The 15,587-nt window shown below is 62.8% G+C and carries 18 protein-coding genes; 4 read left to right on the top strand and 14 right to left on the bottom strand.

What is annotated here, in order from left to right; genetic code table 11:
* Positions 1-328: 328 nt before the first annotated feature.
* The 3 genes from IFO71_RS09265 to rsmD form a co-directional block, all read right to left on the bottom strand.
* Positions 329-826 carry a hypothetical protein gene (locus tag IFO71_RS09265; protein ID WP_192029354.1) on the bottom strand — a complete coding sequence of 166 codons (498 nt, stop codon included), beginning with the start codon at positions 824-826 and terminating at the stop codon, positions 329-331.
* 60 nt (positions 827-886) lie between these two features.
* A complete protein-coding gene (coaD, locus tag IFO71_RS09270) occupies positions 887-1,387 on the bottom strand; it encodes a pantetheine-phosphate adenylyltransferase (RefSeq protein ID WP_192029355.1) in 501 nt (166 codons plus the stop codon).
* A 70-nt stretch (positions 1,388-1,457) separates the two neighbouring features.
* Entirely contained in the window at positions 1,458-2,069 is a 612-nt protein-coding gene (rsmD, locus tag IFO71_RS09275; protein WP_192029356.1) for a 16S rRNA (guanine(966)-N(2))-methyltransferase RsmD, read from the bottom strand.
* Between the two features lie 82 nt (positions 2,070-2,151).
* Between rsmD and ftsY the strand changes: the two genes are divergently transcribed.
* The 4 genes from ftsY to IFO71_RS09295 all read left to right on the top strand — a co-directional run bounded on the left by ftsY (position 2,152) and on the right by IFO71_RS09295 (position 5,861).
* A complete protein-coding gene (gene ftsY / locus IFO71_RS09280; RefSeq protein ID WP_192029357.1) occupies positions 2,152-3,192 on the top strand; it encodes a signal recognition particle-docking protein FtsY in 1,041 nt (346 codons plus the stop codon).
* An 11-nt stretch (positions 3,193-3,203) separates the two neighbouring features.
* Complete coding sequence (locus IFO71_RS09285; protein WP_192029358.1) at positions 3,204-4,385, top strand: AsmA family protein; 1,182 nt, start codon at positions 3,204-3,206, stop codon at positions 4,383-4,385.
* On the top strand, positions 4,382-5,476 hold the full coding sequence (gene mutY / locus IFO71_RS09290) for an A/G-specific adenine glycosylase (protein WP_192029359.1): 1,095 nt from the start codon (positions 4,382-4,384) through the stop codon (positions 5,474-5,476). Before IFO71_RS09285 ends, mutY begins: the two co-directional genes overlap by 4 nt.
* Before the next feature lie 103 nt (positions 5,477-5,579).
* The gene (locus IFO71_RS09295; protein WP_192029360.1) at positions 5,580-5,861 is read left to right on the top strand and encodes an oxidative damage protection protein; all 282 of its coding nucleotides are present in this window, start codon (positions 5,580-5,582) and stop codon (positions 5,859-5,861) included.
* Here the strand turns inward: IFO71_RS09295 and IFO71_RS09300 are convergent.
* From IFO71_RS09300 to msrB, 11 genes are all read right to left on the bottom strand, one after another.
* Positions 5,831-7,036 (bottom strand): TIGR04552 family protein, encoded by a 1,206-nt coding sequence (locus IFO71_RS09300; protein WP_192029361.1) that lies wholly within the window; start codon positions 7,034-7,036, stop codon positions 5,831-5,833. The genes IFO71_RS09295 and IFO71_RS09300 overlap by 31 nt on opposite strands.
* Before the next feature lie 136 nt (positions 7,037-7,172).
* Entirely contained in the window at positions 7,173-7,499 is a 327-nt protein-coding gene (locus IFO71_RS09305; protein WP_192029429.1) for a non-heme iron oxygenase ferredoxin subunit, read from the bottom strand.
* A gap of 8 nt (positions 7,500-7,507) precedes the next feature.
* Positions 7,508-8,053 carry a GNAT family N-acetyltransferase gene (locus IFO71_RS09310; protein WP_192029362.1) on the bottom strand — a complete coding sequence of 182 codons (546 nt, stop codon included), beginning with the start codon at positions 8,051-8,053 and terminating at the stop codon, positions 7,508-7,510.
* A 21-nt stretch (positions 8,054-8,074) separates the two neighbouring features.
* The gene (locus IFO71_RS09315; RefSeq protein WP_192029363.1) at positions 8,075-9,292 is read right to left on the bottom strand and encodes a cysteine desulfurase; all 1,218 of its coding nucleotides are present in this window, start codon (positions 9,290-9,292) and stop codon (positions 8,075-8,077) included.
* Positions 9,289-10,611: a SufB/SufD family protein gene (locus IFO71_RS09320; RefSeq protein WP_192029364.1), complete on the bottom strand. Its 1,323-nt coding sequence runs from the start codon at positions 10,609-10,611 to the stop codon at positions 9,289-9,291. The genes IFO71_RS09315 and IFO71_RS09320 overlap by 4 nt, the downstream gene beginning before the upstream one ends.
* Before the next feature lie 8 nt (positions 10,612-10,619).
* Positions 10,620-11,381, bottom strand: a complete 762-nt coding sequence (gene sufC / locus IFO71_RS09325; RefSeq protein ID WP_192029365.1) for a Fe-S cluster assembly ATPase SufC — start codon at positions 11,379-11,381, stop codon at positions 10,620-10,622.
* A gap of 293 nt (positions 11,382-11,674) precedes the next feature.
* On the bottom strand, positions 11,675-11,929 hold the full coding sequence (locus IFO71_RS09330; protein ID WP_192029366.1) for a CBU_0592 family membrane protein: 255 nt from the start codon (positions 11,927-11,929) through the stop codon (positions 11,675-11,677).
* A complete protein-coding gene (gene sufB, locus IFO71_RS09335) occupies positions 11,926-13,365 on the bottom strand; it encodes a Fe-S cluster assembly protein SufB (protein WP_192029367.1) in 1,440 nt (479 codons plus the stop codon). The genes IFO71_RS09330 and sufB overlap by 4 nt, the downstream gene beginning before the upstream one ends.
* Positions 13,366-13,370: 5 nt before the next feature.
* Positions 13,371-13,826 carry an SUF system Fe-S cluster assembly regulator gene (locus tag IFO71_RS09340; protein ID WP_192029368.1) on the bottom strand — a complete coding sequence of 152 codons (456 nt, stop codon included), beginning with the start codon at positions 13,824-13,826 and terminating at the stop codon, positions 13,371-13,373.
* Between the two features lie 84 nt (positions 13,827-13,910).
* Positions 13,911-15,074, bottom strand: coding sequence for a cation:proton antiporter (locus IFO71_RS09345; protein ID WP_192029369.1), 1,164 nt, complete (start codon positions 15,072-15,074; stop codon positions 13,911-13,913).
* A 34-nt stretch (positions 15,075-15,108) separates the two neighbouring features.
* Positions 15,109-15,504, bottom strand: coding sequence for a peptide-methionine (R)-S-oxide reductase MsrB (msrB, locus tag IFO71_RS09350; RefSeq protein ID WP_192029370.1), 396 nt, complete (start codon positions 15,502-15,504; stop codon positions 15,109-15,111).
* Between the last annotated feature and the right edge of the window lie 83 nt (positions 15,505-15,587).

The raw sequence follows: 15,587 nt of genomic DNA on the forward strand, positions 1-15,587 counted from the left end.
GAACAACGCGGCAATCGGCGCAAAGGACCTCAGGGCGAATGCCCTGCGTAGCCGCGCAGCGGCCGAATGAGGGCCGTGCCAGCGCCGAAAGATCGCGAACACTCTGTTATCTCAACACCATCGATCGAAACCCTCGCCCCGCTTGGAATTGCCGGATCTTTCGGCGCGACCTCATGAAATATCCGGGCTAGGCACGCCATCCTTGGCGCACCTTAACAGGCCGCTGAAAGCAGTCTCAGCAGCCTGCTGGACGCATCCTTATCCGATCCTTGCCAAGTGCCGCGTGCTGCTTGGTGCGCCCAAGGCGCACCTGTAGCAAGCGCTGCCGTCAGTCGATCGGCACAAAAATGAACTCGGCTTCGCTCGGTGCCAATGCCTCGCGCACCCGCTGCTCGTCTTCGCGCTTGCCGACCAGCAGCACCTTGACGCCCTTGAACGAACCGGCCTGCGCCTCCTTGAACGACTCGATCACCATATCAGCCATGCGACTCGATTCCGGCGAACCAAACGCCAGCATGTTGCCCGGGGTCACGGTACGCATCACCACGCCGACCACGTTGTCGAGCTGACGGACGTATTGATCTTCGAAGTCTTCGACGGTGGCCGACGGCAGGTAGTACATGTACGGGCTGGAACGAACTCCCTTCATGTGCTGTTTGACCACGCCGCTGAGATACAGCTTCCAATCCTGATCGCTGGTCGAGGTCGGCACTTCCAACGCCACCGGCGCGGCTTCCTGCTTGCCCTTACCTTCATCCTGCTTGCCGCAGGCCACCAGACCCACCAGCATGAAGCCCAGTGCTGCACTCTTGATCATCGAATTCATCTAGGTCCTACCTTCATCGGGTTGAAATTGCTGCCACAGTGGCCCCCATCGGCCACCGCTCTACTCGTCTCCGCGCTTGCGCCTGAGCGCCTCAAACACAGCGGGATGCACAAAGCCGGAAACATCGCCGCCCAGACGGGCGATCTCCCGCACCAGTGAACTGGAAATGAAACTCCATTGCTCGGCCGGCGTCAGGAACAGGGTTTCCACTCTGGGAATCAGGTGGCGATTCATGCTGGCCAGCTGAAACTCGTATTCGAAATCGGACACGGCGCGCAGCCCACGCAGCAAGACCCCGGCGCCCTCTTTCTGCACGAAATCGGCCAGCAGGGTGTCGAAGCCCTTGACCTCAAGGTTGGGGATGCCGGCCAGCGCCAGTCGGGCCAGCTCGACGCGCTCGTCCAGGGAAAACCCGGGACTCTTGCCGGCACTGCGTGCGACGCCCACCACGATGCGCTCGAACAAGGGCGCTGCGCGTGCCACCAGATCGGCATGGCCGTTGGTGATCGGATCAAAGGTACCGGGATAGATCGCTACCCGTTGCGGCGCGTTGGAACCCATGCGCGATCGAACCTCGTGGCCGGATGTCAAAAGTCGGAGTGTAGCAGCCTGTGGTGCCTGCGCACTGCCCTCAGTCAGCCAGCTGAGCGGCAGCAGAATCAAGCTGATACAGCGCAAATCGCACATCGCGAGTGCGGCCTTCGCGATGCAGGCGCCAATCGGCGCCGGTCTGCAGCGGGCAATCGGGTGGAGATTCCAGGTACACCCAGCCACGCGGCTTCAACCAACGCTGCGCTGCCTGCAGGGCGCCCTGCCAGAGGCCGGCCTGAAACGGCGGGTCGACGAACACGATATCAGCCAGGGCGTCAGGCTGAACCTGGGTGGCGTCGGCGCAACGCACCTCCAGCCGCTCGGCCACCCCGAGCCGGGTCGCCTGCGCGCGCAATTGCTCGGCCAGGCCCGGATCGCGCTCGATGGCCACGGCACTGACAGCCCCCCGCGACAGCGCTTCCAGCGCCAGACAGCCGGTGCCGGCGAATAGATCAGCCACCCGGGCGCCAACGATTTCGTGCTGCAGCCAGTTGAACAAGGTTTCGCGCACCCGATCGGAACTCGGCCGCAAACCAGGCCGGTCAGGCACCGGCAGACGGCTGCCGCGCAGACTGCCGCCGATGATGCGGATGCTGCCGGGGCTGGCGCCCGACCGGCCCCTCGATTGACCACGGCCGCGTGGTTCAGCCATCGATTGCGCCTGCCGAGACACCGAGGATTCGAACTCTGAGTGCTACCATGCGCGAATTCTAGCTCGGTCTTCCGATCGCCCGATGTTCAACCTGTTCAAGAAGAAACCTGCCCAACCCGACGCGCAGGCGGCTGCGGCCGCTCCGCCGCAAACCGACCCCATCTCGCCCGAGGCCGCCGCGACAGACGCGGCGTCGCGACCGGCCAGTTGGCGCGAACGCCTGGCCGGCAGCGCCCTGGCGCGCAGCCTGGGTGGCCTGATCCGCCGTGAAACCCCGATCGATGCCAACCTGCTCGACGATATCGAGACCTGCTTGCTGACCGCCGACGTCGGCGTCGCTGCCAGCGAAGAAGTGATGGCCGAACTGCGCCGGGCGGTCGACCGCAAAGCGATCACCAGTGCCGCCGCCCTGGTTGAACACCTGCGCGCCAAATTGGTCAGCATGCTGCAGGGCGTCAGCTCGCCACTGAACATCGAGTCTGGCCAGAAGCCCTTCGTGATTCTCACCGTCGGCGTCAATGGCGTCGGCAAGACCACCACCATCGGCAAGCTGGCGCGGCGCTTTGCCGATGAGCGCAAGTCGGTCATCCTGGCTGCCGGTGACACTTTTCGCGCCGCCGCAGTCGAGCAACTGCAGCAGTGGGGCGAACGCAATCAGGTGCCGGTGATTGCCCAGGGCCAGGGGGCAGATTCTGCGGCGGTAATCTTCAATGCCATGCAGGCCGCGCAATCGCGCCAGGCCGACATCCTGATCGCCGACACCGCCGGCCGCTTGCATACGCAGGCCGGCCTGATGGACGAATTGGCCAAGGTGAAGCGGGTACTGGGCAAGCTCGATGCGGGAGCGCCGCACGAGGTGTTACTGGTGATTGACGGCACCACCGGTCAGAACGCGGTGCATCAAGTGCGGCAATTCAGCAAGGCCGTGGCAGTTACCGGTCTGGTGGTCACCAAGCTCGACGGCAGTGCCAAAGGCGGCGTGATCTTCGCCCTGGCGCGCGAATTCGGCATACCGATTCGATTCGTCGGTCTGGGCGAGAAGGTGCACGATCTGCGTAGCTTCGACGCCGATGCCTTCGTCGGCGCCCTGCTTCCCGACCATCTGTTGGACGTCGCCGGCTAAGCGCTTCGAGTATGCCGAGAGCCTCCGGCTCCACCGGTTCAGCGAGTCACCGACGCCAGTCACGCTGGGTGCGCTGGCTGCTCGGACTGATCGTCGTCAGTGCCACGGCATTGGCCGCCCTTAACTACTTGCTTGACCCTGCCCGCCTGGGTGCCTGGTTGCTCGCTCGGGCGGAAGCCGAAACCGGACTGCAGCTGCGCAGCGAACGGCCAGCCAAGCTGCATCTGTGGCCGGGAATACAGCTCAGCATCGATCAGCTGCGGGTCAGCCATCCCGCTGTCGCGCAGCCGCTTGCCAGCGTCGGCGAACTGCGCATCCGAGTTCCACTGCAGGCCTTGTGGCAGGACTGGCAGGTCGAGGAGATTCGCGCCAGCCAGATTGAGCTTGACTGGCCGGCGTTCGCTCAATCCGCCCCTATGGCCGGCAGCGATGAGGCCGGCCCACCACGCCCGTGGGTGATCCCGACCTTCCGCTACATCGAGCTTCGCGACCTGCGAGTGACCTTCCAGGATCAAACCTTGCAAGTTGACAGCGCTGAGCTCGAGCCGCTGGCCGATGCCGTGATCAATCATCTACGACTCGATGGACGACTGCACCATGCCGACGCTCTCAGCTTGCCGTTTTCCCTGCGGGCAGAGGCCGAACTCGGCACCGCTGACGGCGATCTCAGGCTGAATGCCATGACCTGGGCGCTGCAAGACGCCGACGGTGATGTGCTGCGTTCGAGCGGCCAGTTAAGAATCGACCCGGCCTTGCAGAGCGAGTTTGTCTTCGAGATCGAGCTCGGCCATTGGCCCGGCGATTGGCCTTCTCGCAGCGCCATGCTGGGCCAACTACTGGGCCAACAAATGGGCGATCCACTGCCCCTGCTCAGCGAGCAGGAGTGGAATGATGCGCTAAGTCAGGTCGAACCTGAGCGAGCAAGTCTGAACTACGCCAGCCGGCCCGCAGCACGCATGACACTGGCTCTGAGCGGGCCGAATCGCAGCCTGCGCCTCAGCGCTGCGTTGCCTGAATTGCAGCACTGGTGGCGCGAACAGCGCAACGCAGGGCTGCCGCCGCCGATCGACATCCATGCCGAGCTTCGCTCGCTGCAGCTGAAAGGCCAGCAGCTGCAAGGGCTGCGGATCGAAGCGATCGAGGCAGAACCGGCATCCGACCCTACCAAGGCTAAGGCAAAGAACAAGCCATGACGGACGGCCTCAACCATCTGCGCCCGCGGTTTGCCGATCGCCTGCTGACCTGGTTCGATCAGCATGGCCGCCACGACCTGCCCTGGCAGCATCCGCGCACGCCTTACCGGGTGTGGCTGTCGGAGATCATGCTGCAGCAAACCCAGGTCGCCACCGTGGTGCCCTATTTCCAGCGCTTCGTCGCGCGTTTTCCCGATCTGCCCTGCCTGGCCGCCGCTCAACGTGATGATGTGCTGGCACTGTGGGCGGGGCTCGGCTACTACAGCCGCGCACGCAATCTGCATGCGGCAGCGCAACGCTGTGTGGAGGAGCATGCAGGGCGTTTGCCCGACGATATCGACGCACTGTGCAGTCTGCCCGGCATTGGTCGCTCCACCGCGGCGGCGATCCTGTCGCAGGCCTTCGATCGCCCGGCGGCGATTCTCGATGGCAATGTCAAACGTGTGCTGTGCCGACTGTTGGCGATCGAACAATGGCCCGGCCTGCCGGCTGTGGAAAAGCAACTCTGGCAGGTCGCCGAAGCCCTGATGGGCGACATCCGGCCAGCCGACTATACGCAGGCCATCATGGATTTCGGCGCCACCTTGTGCCGCCGAAGCCGGCCTGACTGCGGCCATTGCCCATTCCGCTCTGACTGCCTGGCGTTCGCTCAATCGCGCGTCGCCGAGGTCCCCACCGCGCGCCCCAAGCGCGAGCTGCCGCGACGCCATTGCGTGGTGGTGCTATTGCAGGATGCCGACCAACACCTGCTGCTGCAGCGTCGCGACGGCCCAGGTGTGTGGAATGGCCTGTGGAGTCTGCCGGAGTTCTCCGACCTCGACGCCGCCGATGCGTTTCTGCTGCAGTTCGGTGCACGCGCGCTTGAATCCGAGCTGCCTGCTGTTGATCACAGCTTCAGCCACTATCATCTGCAACTGCGGCCGCGGGTCGCCCGAGTTCCGCATCGCGTCAACGAACGCAGCGGGGACTATTCCGAAACAGCGTGCTTCAGCGGCATGCGCTGGTGTAGCCGCGGCGACATCGCCAAGCTTGGCCTGCCGGCACCGATTCGGCGTCTGGTCGCCACCCATCTTATTGACCCGGCCAATTGATGTTTTATTGGCCGGGTCGACGCGCGGGACTTGATGTTTGAACAGGATGTTCAAACTTCAAGTTGCCGAATCAATAATTCGCCTTGAAACCAGGAGTTCCACCATGAGTCGAACCGTGTTTTGCAAGAAGCAGCAAAAGGATGCCGAGGGCCTTGACTTCGTGCCCTGGCCGGGTCCGCTGGGCCAACGGGTGTTCAATGAAATCGGCAAACCGGCCTGGCAGGAATGGCTGGCGCACCAGACGATGTTGATCAATGAGAACCGCATTTCGCCGATGGACCCCAAGGCACGCGCCTTTCTGGCCAGCGAAATGGAGAAGTTCCTGTTCGGCGAGGGCGCGGACAGGCCTCAGGGCTATGTGCCAGAGTCTGAGGGTGAAGCCTGAACCTGACGAGCAACCCAATACTCGAGTTCGGCACCCAGCACACGCTTGCGGGCAGTGGCGATCTGCCGCTGCTTGTAGGCGCCATGGCTGGCCGGCCCTGAGGTCGAGGCCTGATAACTCTGCCGGTCCATCATCTGAATTTCGTAGTTGAAGTAAAAACTCATCTCGCCATGGCGGCGCCGATCGGCCCCACCTTCTCGATCGACCCAGTCGGCATCCATGCTGAGCCCGGCGTCGGGCAGATGAATCATGCGCCGCACGGTGAGCTGAACGCTACGGTAGCCCGAGCTGCTGTGCGGATTGTCCTGGCGCTCGGCCGCCTCTGATCGCTCGATCAATTGCGCATCCATCCGCTTCAACAGTTCAAGCGGGTAGCCTTGCGATTGCTCCATTTGTTGCCGATGGTGGGCAAACACTTCGCGCGCCACATCCAGATCGATCAGGTTGTTGCGCACCCGGTGCGATTCGATATTGATCGCCGACAGCAGCTGCGCCCGCTGCAGTACGCGCAGGGCCAGCAAGCATTCGGTGCGTGTCTCAAACACCATCCGCACACCGAGATGATCGTGGATGTCTTCGGCCACATAGGAGGGCTTCTGCAGCAGCTTGAGCAAGATGCTGTGGCGGCTCTTGTTGCTCTTCTTCTCGTAGTGCAACAGAGGCAGGCAGATTTCACCGTCGCTGAGGAAGGCGGCCTCGCCATCGCGCAGCACGACCTGTTCGAAGGACTCAAACACCTGCTGTCTGATTGCGTCGAAATGGCGCAACTTGATGTTGTTGTCGATGTAGAACAGCGCGTGCATCACCTTCAGCACGGCGCAACTCCACAGGCGCCGGGTGCTGCGGCTCTTCGAATAGCGTGAGGCATGCACCAGCAGATCGACCTCATCCACCGGATTGGCGATCTCGCTGGGAATCAGATCGCAGCTGGCCGAATCGAGCAGCTGACTACGGATGAAGTCCAGAGCCTCGCGATGCACACGGCGAATCCAGCTGCGGTGCAGCGGATCATCAAGATCGAATCCATACTCGGAAGCAAAACGCCGCGCATCCTCGCCGTCGCGCAGGGCCATGCCGCGCAGATCGATCGCACTCTGGCCACGCGCAATGGCCTGCAAATAGCCCCAGTTGAGCGACAGTCGGGCGCCATCCAGACGGGCTTGCGGCACGTGCATCACTGGCATCCATTCCGCGATTCAGAGCATCAGTGGACCACTGATTGGCCGCTTGCTCAAGGGCGCCGGCATTCCCTGGGCCCTGGCCCCTGCACTCAATCTGTGGCGAGCCAGCGCGCTAGCAGCCGTCAACGGGTTACAGCGGCGTCTTGCCCACCCACACCCGGCCGTTCTCGCGCTTCACCGCAAAGCGCAGCACCGAGCGATAGGCCGGGGCGCACAGCGGGTGACCATTGGTGACATCGAACTTGGCGCCGTGCAGCACGCATTCGACGGTGCCGGCCAGCGGGTCGAATTCGCCCTGTGAGAGTTCGAAATCTTCGTGACTGCAGCGGTCTTCCAGCGCGTACAGATCGCCCTCATAGTTGATCAGACAGACCGGCGTATCGCCGACCCAGTGCACCTGCATCTCACCGGGCAGGATATCCTGGCTGGCGCAGACGTCTTGCCACTCCTGGGCCACGGATTCACTCACAGGGTCTTCTCCAACACCTCGAAGCGCAGGTCATCACGCTTGGGCAGACCAAAGCGCGGGTCGGTGGCCGGGAACGGCTTCTTGATGCCGGTGCGACGATAGCCCCGGCGTTCGTACCAGGCGATCAGCTCCTCGCGCAGATCGATCACCGTCATGCGCATGATCGATAGCCCCCATTCCTCGCGAGCCAGCCGCTCGGCCTCGGCCAGCACCGCGCGGCCGACACCGCTGCCTTGCAAGGTTGGCTTGACCGCGAACATACCGAAGTAGCCGACACCCTCTTCGTCACAGACATGGGCGCAGGCCAGCATGTCGCCGCCGCGTTCGGCAATCAGCACTTGTGAGCGTGGCCGCAGGATGTCTCCCCGCAGCACTTCGGGATCGATCCGGTTGCCATCGAGGATGTCTGCCTCGGTGGTCCAGCCCTGACGACTGGCCTCGCCGCGATAAGCGCTGGTGACCAGGGGTACCAGGGCCTCGATATCAGCCTCGGTGGCAGCGCGATAACTCAAGGCTTCGCTATGGCTTGCAATGGTCGACATTCGGCACTCCGGCTTGCCGGCTCAGGCCAGCATGGTTCTGACTTTATCGATGGCGGCCACCGCCCGGTCGATTTCGTCCTCGGTATTCCAGAACGCCAAGGACGCCCGACAGGTGGCCGGCACACCAAAATAGTGCATCAATGGATGCGCACAGTGGTGGCCCGAACGCAGGGCCACGCCTTCCAGGTCGAGCAAGGTAGCCAGGTCGTGGGCGTGTGCGCCTTCGATCAGAAAGCTCAGAATGGCGGCCTTCTCTGCGGCTCGGCCGTACACCCGCAGGCCCGATATGGCATCGAATCTGGCGGTGGCGTATTCGAGCAACTCGCGCTCGCGTTGTTCGATCTCGCTCATGCCGATCGCGCTCAGCCAATCGACGGCGGCGCCCAGGCCAATAAAGCCGGCGATATTCGGCGTGCCGGCCTCGAACTTGTGCGGCGGGTCATTGAATACGGTGCGCTCAAAACGCACCTCCTTGATCATCTCGCCGCCGCCGATAAACGGCGGCATCGCCTGCCAATGCTCCTGGCGCGCCCACAAGGCGCCGGTGCCGGTGGGGCCACACATCTTGTGGCCGGTGATGGCATAAAAATCGCAACCCAGACTGGCGATATCGACCGGCCGGTGCGGTGCCGCCTGTGAACCATCGATCACCGTCACCACACCGTGTTTGCGCGCCAGCCGACACACTTCACGGATCGGGTTCACCGTGCCCAGTACATTGGACACATGAGTCAGGGCGAGGATCTTCGCCGGGCCCTGCAACTTGCGCTGCAGGTCATCGAGATCGAGTTCACCCGACTCGAAGATCTCCACCGGCACCACGCTGGCGCCACTGCGCTCGGCAACCAGCTGCCAGGGCACGATATTGGCGTGGTGCTCCATCCGGCTGATCAGGATCTGATCGCCCGGCTGCAGCCGCGGCAGGGCGAAACTGTAAGCGACCAGGTTGATCGCCATGGTGGTGCCACTGCACAGCACCAGATCATCGCTCTGAACACCGAGAAAGCGCGCCAGCTTGCCGCGTGCGCCCTCGTAAGCTTCAGTTGCCTCGGTACCAAGCGCGTGCACGGCGCGACTGACGTTGGCGTTATGCAGACGATAGAACTCATCGACCGCCTCGATCACCGCCGCCGGCTTCTGCGCGGTATTGGCAGAGTCGAGATAGATCAGCGGCTTGCCATGCACGCTGCGGCTGAGTAGCGGAAACTCATTGCGGATGGCCTGCCAGTCTTTGCTCACGGCAGATCCTCCCGAGCCAAGGCGGCGTCCAGCCGATCGATCAAGTCTTGTCGCAGAGTTTCATTGTCGACCTGGGCCAACAGCTCGCGACAAAACGCTGCGGTAAGCAGACGCCGCGCCTGCTCGACCGGCAGGCCACGCGAGCGTAGATAGAACAGTGCGGTCGGATCGAGCCGACCCACCGTCGCGCCATGCGCGGCCTTTACTTCGTCGGCGTGAATCACCAGCACCGGCTGGGTATCGACTTCGGCGTGCTCGGACAGCAACAGATTCTTGTTCGACAGCATCGCTTCGCTGCCGTCGGCACCGGCGTCGATGGTGATGCCGCCATGGAAGGCTACCCGCGAGCGATCGCGGCTGAGGCCGCGCCAGGTCAGATCGCAACGCGTATCGCCAGCCGCATGCACGATGCCCAGTCGAGTGTCACAATGCGCGCTGCCAGTGCCGAGCAGCACACCATCGGCCTGCAACACCGCACCGGCGTCGGCCAACTGAACCCCGAGTTCATGCCGTGACAGGCCCTGCCCCAGTTCCAGATCAAGCCGCCGATAACGCGATTCGCCACGCTGGGTCACGTCATCGCGCAAGAAGTGCGAACAACCGGCACCCAACTGCTGCAAGCGTATCTGCTGGAAAGCCGCAGACCTGGCCAAATCAAGCTGGCAAACCGTGGTGCCCAAGGCCAGCCCCTGGCCCAGGCTGAGCTCATGCTGCACCAGGCAAGCCTCGGCCCCTTCGCCCAGTACAAACTGGTGGCGAAGATGCCAGGCAATGCCCGCCGCCGGCCCGGTGGTTGTCACCGGCACGACACGACTGTCACTGATCTGCACCAGATGAATCGGTTGGCTATGCTGGCTGCCGGGCGCCAGCTTCAATAGCAGCCCATCGATCGCCAAGGCCGAGTTGGCCAGCGCAAACACGGCGCTGCCATCGACGCTTGGGCGGGCAAAAGCACCCACTGCATCGGCATCGCCGGCCTGCAGCGCGGCGGCCATCGAGCGAGCTTCAAAGCTCTCGGGCAAGCCCTCCAGCGCACTCAACGCATCGTTGAATCGCCCATTGACGAAGACTGCGCGTGGCCCAGGAATGTTTTCGACCAGGGCGCGCAGTTCCGCATCGGCCAGGGCTTCTGCCGCCGGTTGAAATCGATGCCGCGCCAGCGCACGCAGGGACGTGTATTTCCAGGCTTCACTGCGCGGGCCGGGCAGACCGGCATCGATCAGCGCGTCCAGCGCCGACTGCCGCAGGCCAACCAAGGCCTGCGGCTGGCTTGGTAATCCGCCGTGGGCGGTGCGGAAGGATTCAATCAGCTCGCTCATGGCCACACTCATGCCGCGCTCGGGGCCACCCGGTCGCGCAACCAGGCATAGCCATGTTGTTCTAGTTGCAAGGCCAGCTCCGGCCCGCCGGTTTCGACAATCCGGCCCTCGGCCAGCACGTGCACCACATCAGGCTTGATGTATTCGAGCAGGCGTTGATAGTGGGTGATCACAACGAAGGCACGATCCGGCGAGCGCAGCGTATTCACGCCATCGGCCACCGCTTTCAGCGCATCAATATCCAGCCCGGAATCGGTCTCATCCAGAATGGCCAGTCTGGGCTCCAGCACCGCTAGCTGAAAGATCTCGTTGCGCTTCTTCTCACCGCCTGAGAACCCTTCGTTGACACCGCGATGCAAGAGCTCATCCTTCAGGTGCAGCACCGAGAGTTTCTCGCGCACGCGCTTAAGAAACTGCATCGAGTCAAGTTCACTCTCGCCGCGCGCCTTGCGCTGCGCGTTGTAGGCCGCGCGCAAGAAATAAGTGTTGTTGACGCCGGGAATCTCCACCGGGTACTGGAAGGCCAGGAACACGCCAGCCGCCGCGCGCTGTTCGGGCTCCATGGCCAGCAGGTCCTGACCATCGAACTCGACCTGACCACCGGCCGCCTCATAGCCTTCGCGCCCGCTCAGTAAATAACCCAGCGTGCTCTTGCCAGCGCCATTCGGCCCCATGATGGCATGTACCTCGCCCGCTTTAACGTCGAGATTCAGACCCTTGAGGATGTCACGCTCGCCCAGCCGGACGTGGAGATCAGAAATTTTCAGCATGATGTTTGACTCTACGCGCGCTCAAAACGCTGTTGTAGGGTGGGCCTGTGGCCCACCATGAAATGACAGGACGGTGGGCGATACGCCCACCCTACGAAAGCCGGGCAGCTGTCCACCCCTCCCCTTGCGGTCCAACCGGCCGCAAGCTGTAGGGTGGGCCTGTGGCCCACCATGCTTAACGTTTGGTTGGGTGGGCGACACGCCCACCCTACGAAAGCCGGGCAGCGGCCCACTCCTCTTGCGGCGCAAAGCGCCGCAGGGGAAGACCGTGTGGGCGGTTGCCAGTGAGCGACTCACGCCCCCACCGCCTTGCGTCGTCCGGCCAGCCGCAACAAGCCCCAGCCGGCCACCAGGCACCACACGCCTTCCAGGACCACAAACGGAATGATCCCGCCCAGCCAGGCGGCGAAGCTGGCGATGCCGGCGCCAATGAAGTTCATCCACAGGAAGGTTGGCGAGTGATCGCCCAGCCGGCCGATCTGGTTGAGAAAGAAAGCCAGCAGTAGCACAGAGACGCCAGTGCTGGCGACCCAATCGACCGTACTCATCCGACCGCGCCCTCCAGACTGACTTCCAGCAACTTCTTCGCTTCAACAGCGAATTCCATCGGAAGCTCACGGAACACCTGCTTGCAGAAGCCATCGACGATCATGGAGACGGCATCCTCTTCACCGATGCCACGTGACAGGCAGTAGAACAACTGGTCCTCGGAAATCTTCGAGGTTGTCGCCTCGTGCTCGACAGTGGCGCTGGGGTGCTTGACCTCGATGTACGGAAAGGTGTGCGCACCACAGCGCTTGCCGATCAGCAACGAGTCACACTGGGTGTAGTTGCGCGCGTTCTCAGCACTCTTCTCCACCCGCACCAGGCCACGATAGCTGTTCTGCCCGCGACCTGCGCTGATGCCCTTGCTGATGATCTTGCTCTTGGTGTTCTTGCCGACGTGAATCATCTTGGTGCCGGTATCGGCCTGCTGACAGTGGTGTGTCAGAGCCACCGAGTAGAACTCGCCGACGCTGTCATCGCCGAGCAGCACGCAGCTGGGGTACTTCCAGGTGATGGCCGAGCCGGTTTCGACCTGGGTCCAGCTGATCTTCGACTTCACGCCGCGGCACTCGCCGCGCTTGGTGACGAAATTGTAGATACCGCCGCGGCCTTCCTCATCGCCCGGGTACCAGTTCTGCACCGTGCTGTACTTGATCTCGGCACGGTCCAGAGCCACCAGTTCCACCACCGCAGCATGCAGCTGGTTCTCGTCGCGCATTGGCGCCGTGCAGCCTTCCAGGTAACTGACGTAGCTGCCTTCCTCGGCAATGATCAGAGTGCGCTCGAACTGCCCGGTCTCGGCAGCATTGATGCGGAAGTAGGTGCTAAGTTCCATCGGGCAACGCGTGCCCTTGGGTATGAATACAAAACTGCCATCGGAAAACACCGCCGAATTCAAGGCCGCAAAGTAGTTGTCACCCTGCGGAACCACCGTGCCCAGGTATTGCCGGACCAATTCGGGATGCTCCTGCACCGCTTCTGAGAAGCTGCAGAAAATGACTCCGGCTTCGGCCAGCTCCTTCTTGAAGGTGGTGCCGACCGATACCGAATCGAACACCGCATCCACCGCTACGCCAGCCAGCTTGGCCCGCTCATGCAGGGGCACGCCGAGCTTTTCATAGGTTTCCAGCAGCTTCGGATCAACCTCGTCCAACGACTTGTACTTTTCCTTCGGCGCAGCGAAGTAGCTGATCGCCTGATAGTCAATCGGCGACAGTCTCAGCTTGGCCCAGTCCGGCGGTGTCATCTTCAGCCAGCGCCGATAGGCACCCAGGCGCCACTCGGTCATCCATTCGGGCTCGTTCTTGCGCGCAGATATCCAGCGCACAACGTCCTCGTTAAGGCCCGGGGGCAGGTAGTCGGATTCGATATCGGTAACAAAGCCGGCGCTGTAGCGGCGCGACAAGGCAGCTTCGATTTCAAGGTTTTCAGTGGCCATTGCAATCATCCATCGGCAAGCTGGCTCGGGATCAGGTGCGGGTGCCGGCTTGGCGTTTCGGCCGACCGGCACATGTCAGACAAACGAATTCCGCGCAGCGCCTGTTCCACCACATCGCTGATCCGGCGCCAGTTTCCACTCACGCCACAGTGCGGTTCGTGATCGCAGATGCCAGCATCCACGCTGCATTCGGTCACCCCGATCGGTCCCTCCATCGCAGCGATGATCTCGGCGACGCTGATCTGCTCAGCCGACCGAGCCAGGCGGTAACCGCCATTGGCGCCACGAAAGCTCTGGACCAGCCCGGCTCCGGCCAAGGTTTTCAACAACTTGCTGACCGTCGGCAACTCCAGGTGGGCGCGTTGGGCCAGTTCCGAAGCGCTGTGCACGTCGGCCGGCTTCTGGGCCAGCAAAGTGAGCACGGCGGTGGCGTAGTCGGTGAGCTTGCTGATTCGAAACATGGCTGGCAGTCGGGCTGCGGGCTAATTCGTACTAATATTGTACGGATTAGCTGGACCAGTTTGAAGCGGCCCGGTTTCTTGCGTTCAGCCGGCCGACTGTGAGCGACGCATCGCCAGACGGGTGATGACCGGACCAACCAGCTCGAATAGCACCACGGCCGCCATCACCACCGGCAACAACTTAGAGCGTTGGTCGGGAAAGCGCTGGGCCGCCAACAGAGCAACGCCGATCGCCACCCCGGCCTGCGGCAGCAAGGCCAGCCCCAGCCAACGCCGCGAACTTGGCCCAAGGCGCTGATCGCCCAGGCAAAGCAATCCACCGAGCCAGCGCCCCAGCACACGAAGGCCCACATAGCCCAGGCCGATCACTCCCAAGGTGGCCAGACCATTGAGCTGAAAGCTGGCGCCCACCATGATGAAGAACAGCAGCAATAGCGGCCATTCGAGGTGTTCGATCTCATGAAAGCTCTGCTGATGGTGCCTGGCGAAACGGGCGATCACATAGCCCATCACCATTGCGGTCAGGATGAAGGACACCTGCAGGTAAAGACTGAGACCGCAACACAGCAAGACCACGGCAATTGCTTCGATGGTGGTGGCCTCGCCTTTCTTGATCCGCCCGGTGATGGCGCTGAGCGGAAAACCAAGCGCCAGCCCGAGCAGCAAGGACCCACCCAGATCGCGCAGTACATGGAACAGTGAACCGAACTCGGCGCTGGGCAGAAACAGCGCACTCAGCACCACCAGGACGGCCGAAAAGATCAACAGTCCCCAGGCATCATCCAGGGCAACGATGCCCAGCAGCATGCGACCAAAATAGGACTGACCGCCATGCTCACGACTGACGTCGAGCACCGCCGCGGGATCAGTGGCCAAGGCGACGCTGGCCAGCAGCGATGCCAACAAGGGCGGCACGCCGATCAACCAGAGTCCGACCCCCACCACAACGAAAGTCACCACGCTGATCATCAGGGAATGACGCAACGCCAGACCCGCAGCGCCTTGCCCGGTCAGGCCGACCAGCTTGCCGCCAAGCAGGAATCCGACCATGGTCAAGGCCAGTGCGGCGATCAGCTCGAAATGCTTCAGCCAGCTTTGCTCGATCAGCGCCATGCCCTGCGGCCCGAGCACGAGGCCGAGTAGCAGCAGCAGAGTCACCTTGGGCAGGCGGGTACGGCGGCCCAGGGTTTCGCAGGCCAGTCCGAGCAGGAATACCAGGCCAAGCTGGATCAGATCCAGCGCATTCATGGGACTGCCCCGCACTCAGCTCGGTTTGCCACACTCAATCGACCTGGTCACGCGAGCGAAACTCCAGCGCCGCCGAATTGATGCAGTAGCGCAGGCCGGTGGGCTTCGGGCCGTCCGGAAACACATGCCCGAGATGACTGTCGCAGCGGGCACAGCGCACTTCCACTCGCCGCATGCCATGGCTTTCATCGAAGTGTTCGCTGACCGCGGCCTTGTTCAACGGCTGCCAATAGCTTGGCCAGCCCGAACCGGAATCGTACTTGTGCGTCGAGTCGAACAGCTCGGCGTGGCAGGCCACGCAGAGGTAATGGCCATCAGCCTTGTGATCCCAGTACTTGCCGGTGAACGCCCGCTCGGTGGCCGAGCAGCGGCACACAGCATATTGTTCAGGCGTCAGCTCCGCCTTCCATTGTTCCTCGGTCTTGCTCATCAATCCGCTCCCATGGAGTCACGCAGCGCCAGATGCTCAGCGCCAAACAACTTGTCGTTCCACCGCAAACTCAACTCCGCCGT

It is taken from the genome of Pseudomarimonas arenosa (assembly GCF_014841215.1).
Taxonomy (GTDB): domain Bacteria; phylum Pseudomonadota; class Gammaproteobacteria; order Xanthomonadales; family Xanthomonadaceae; genus Pseudomarimonas; species Pseudomarimonas arenosa.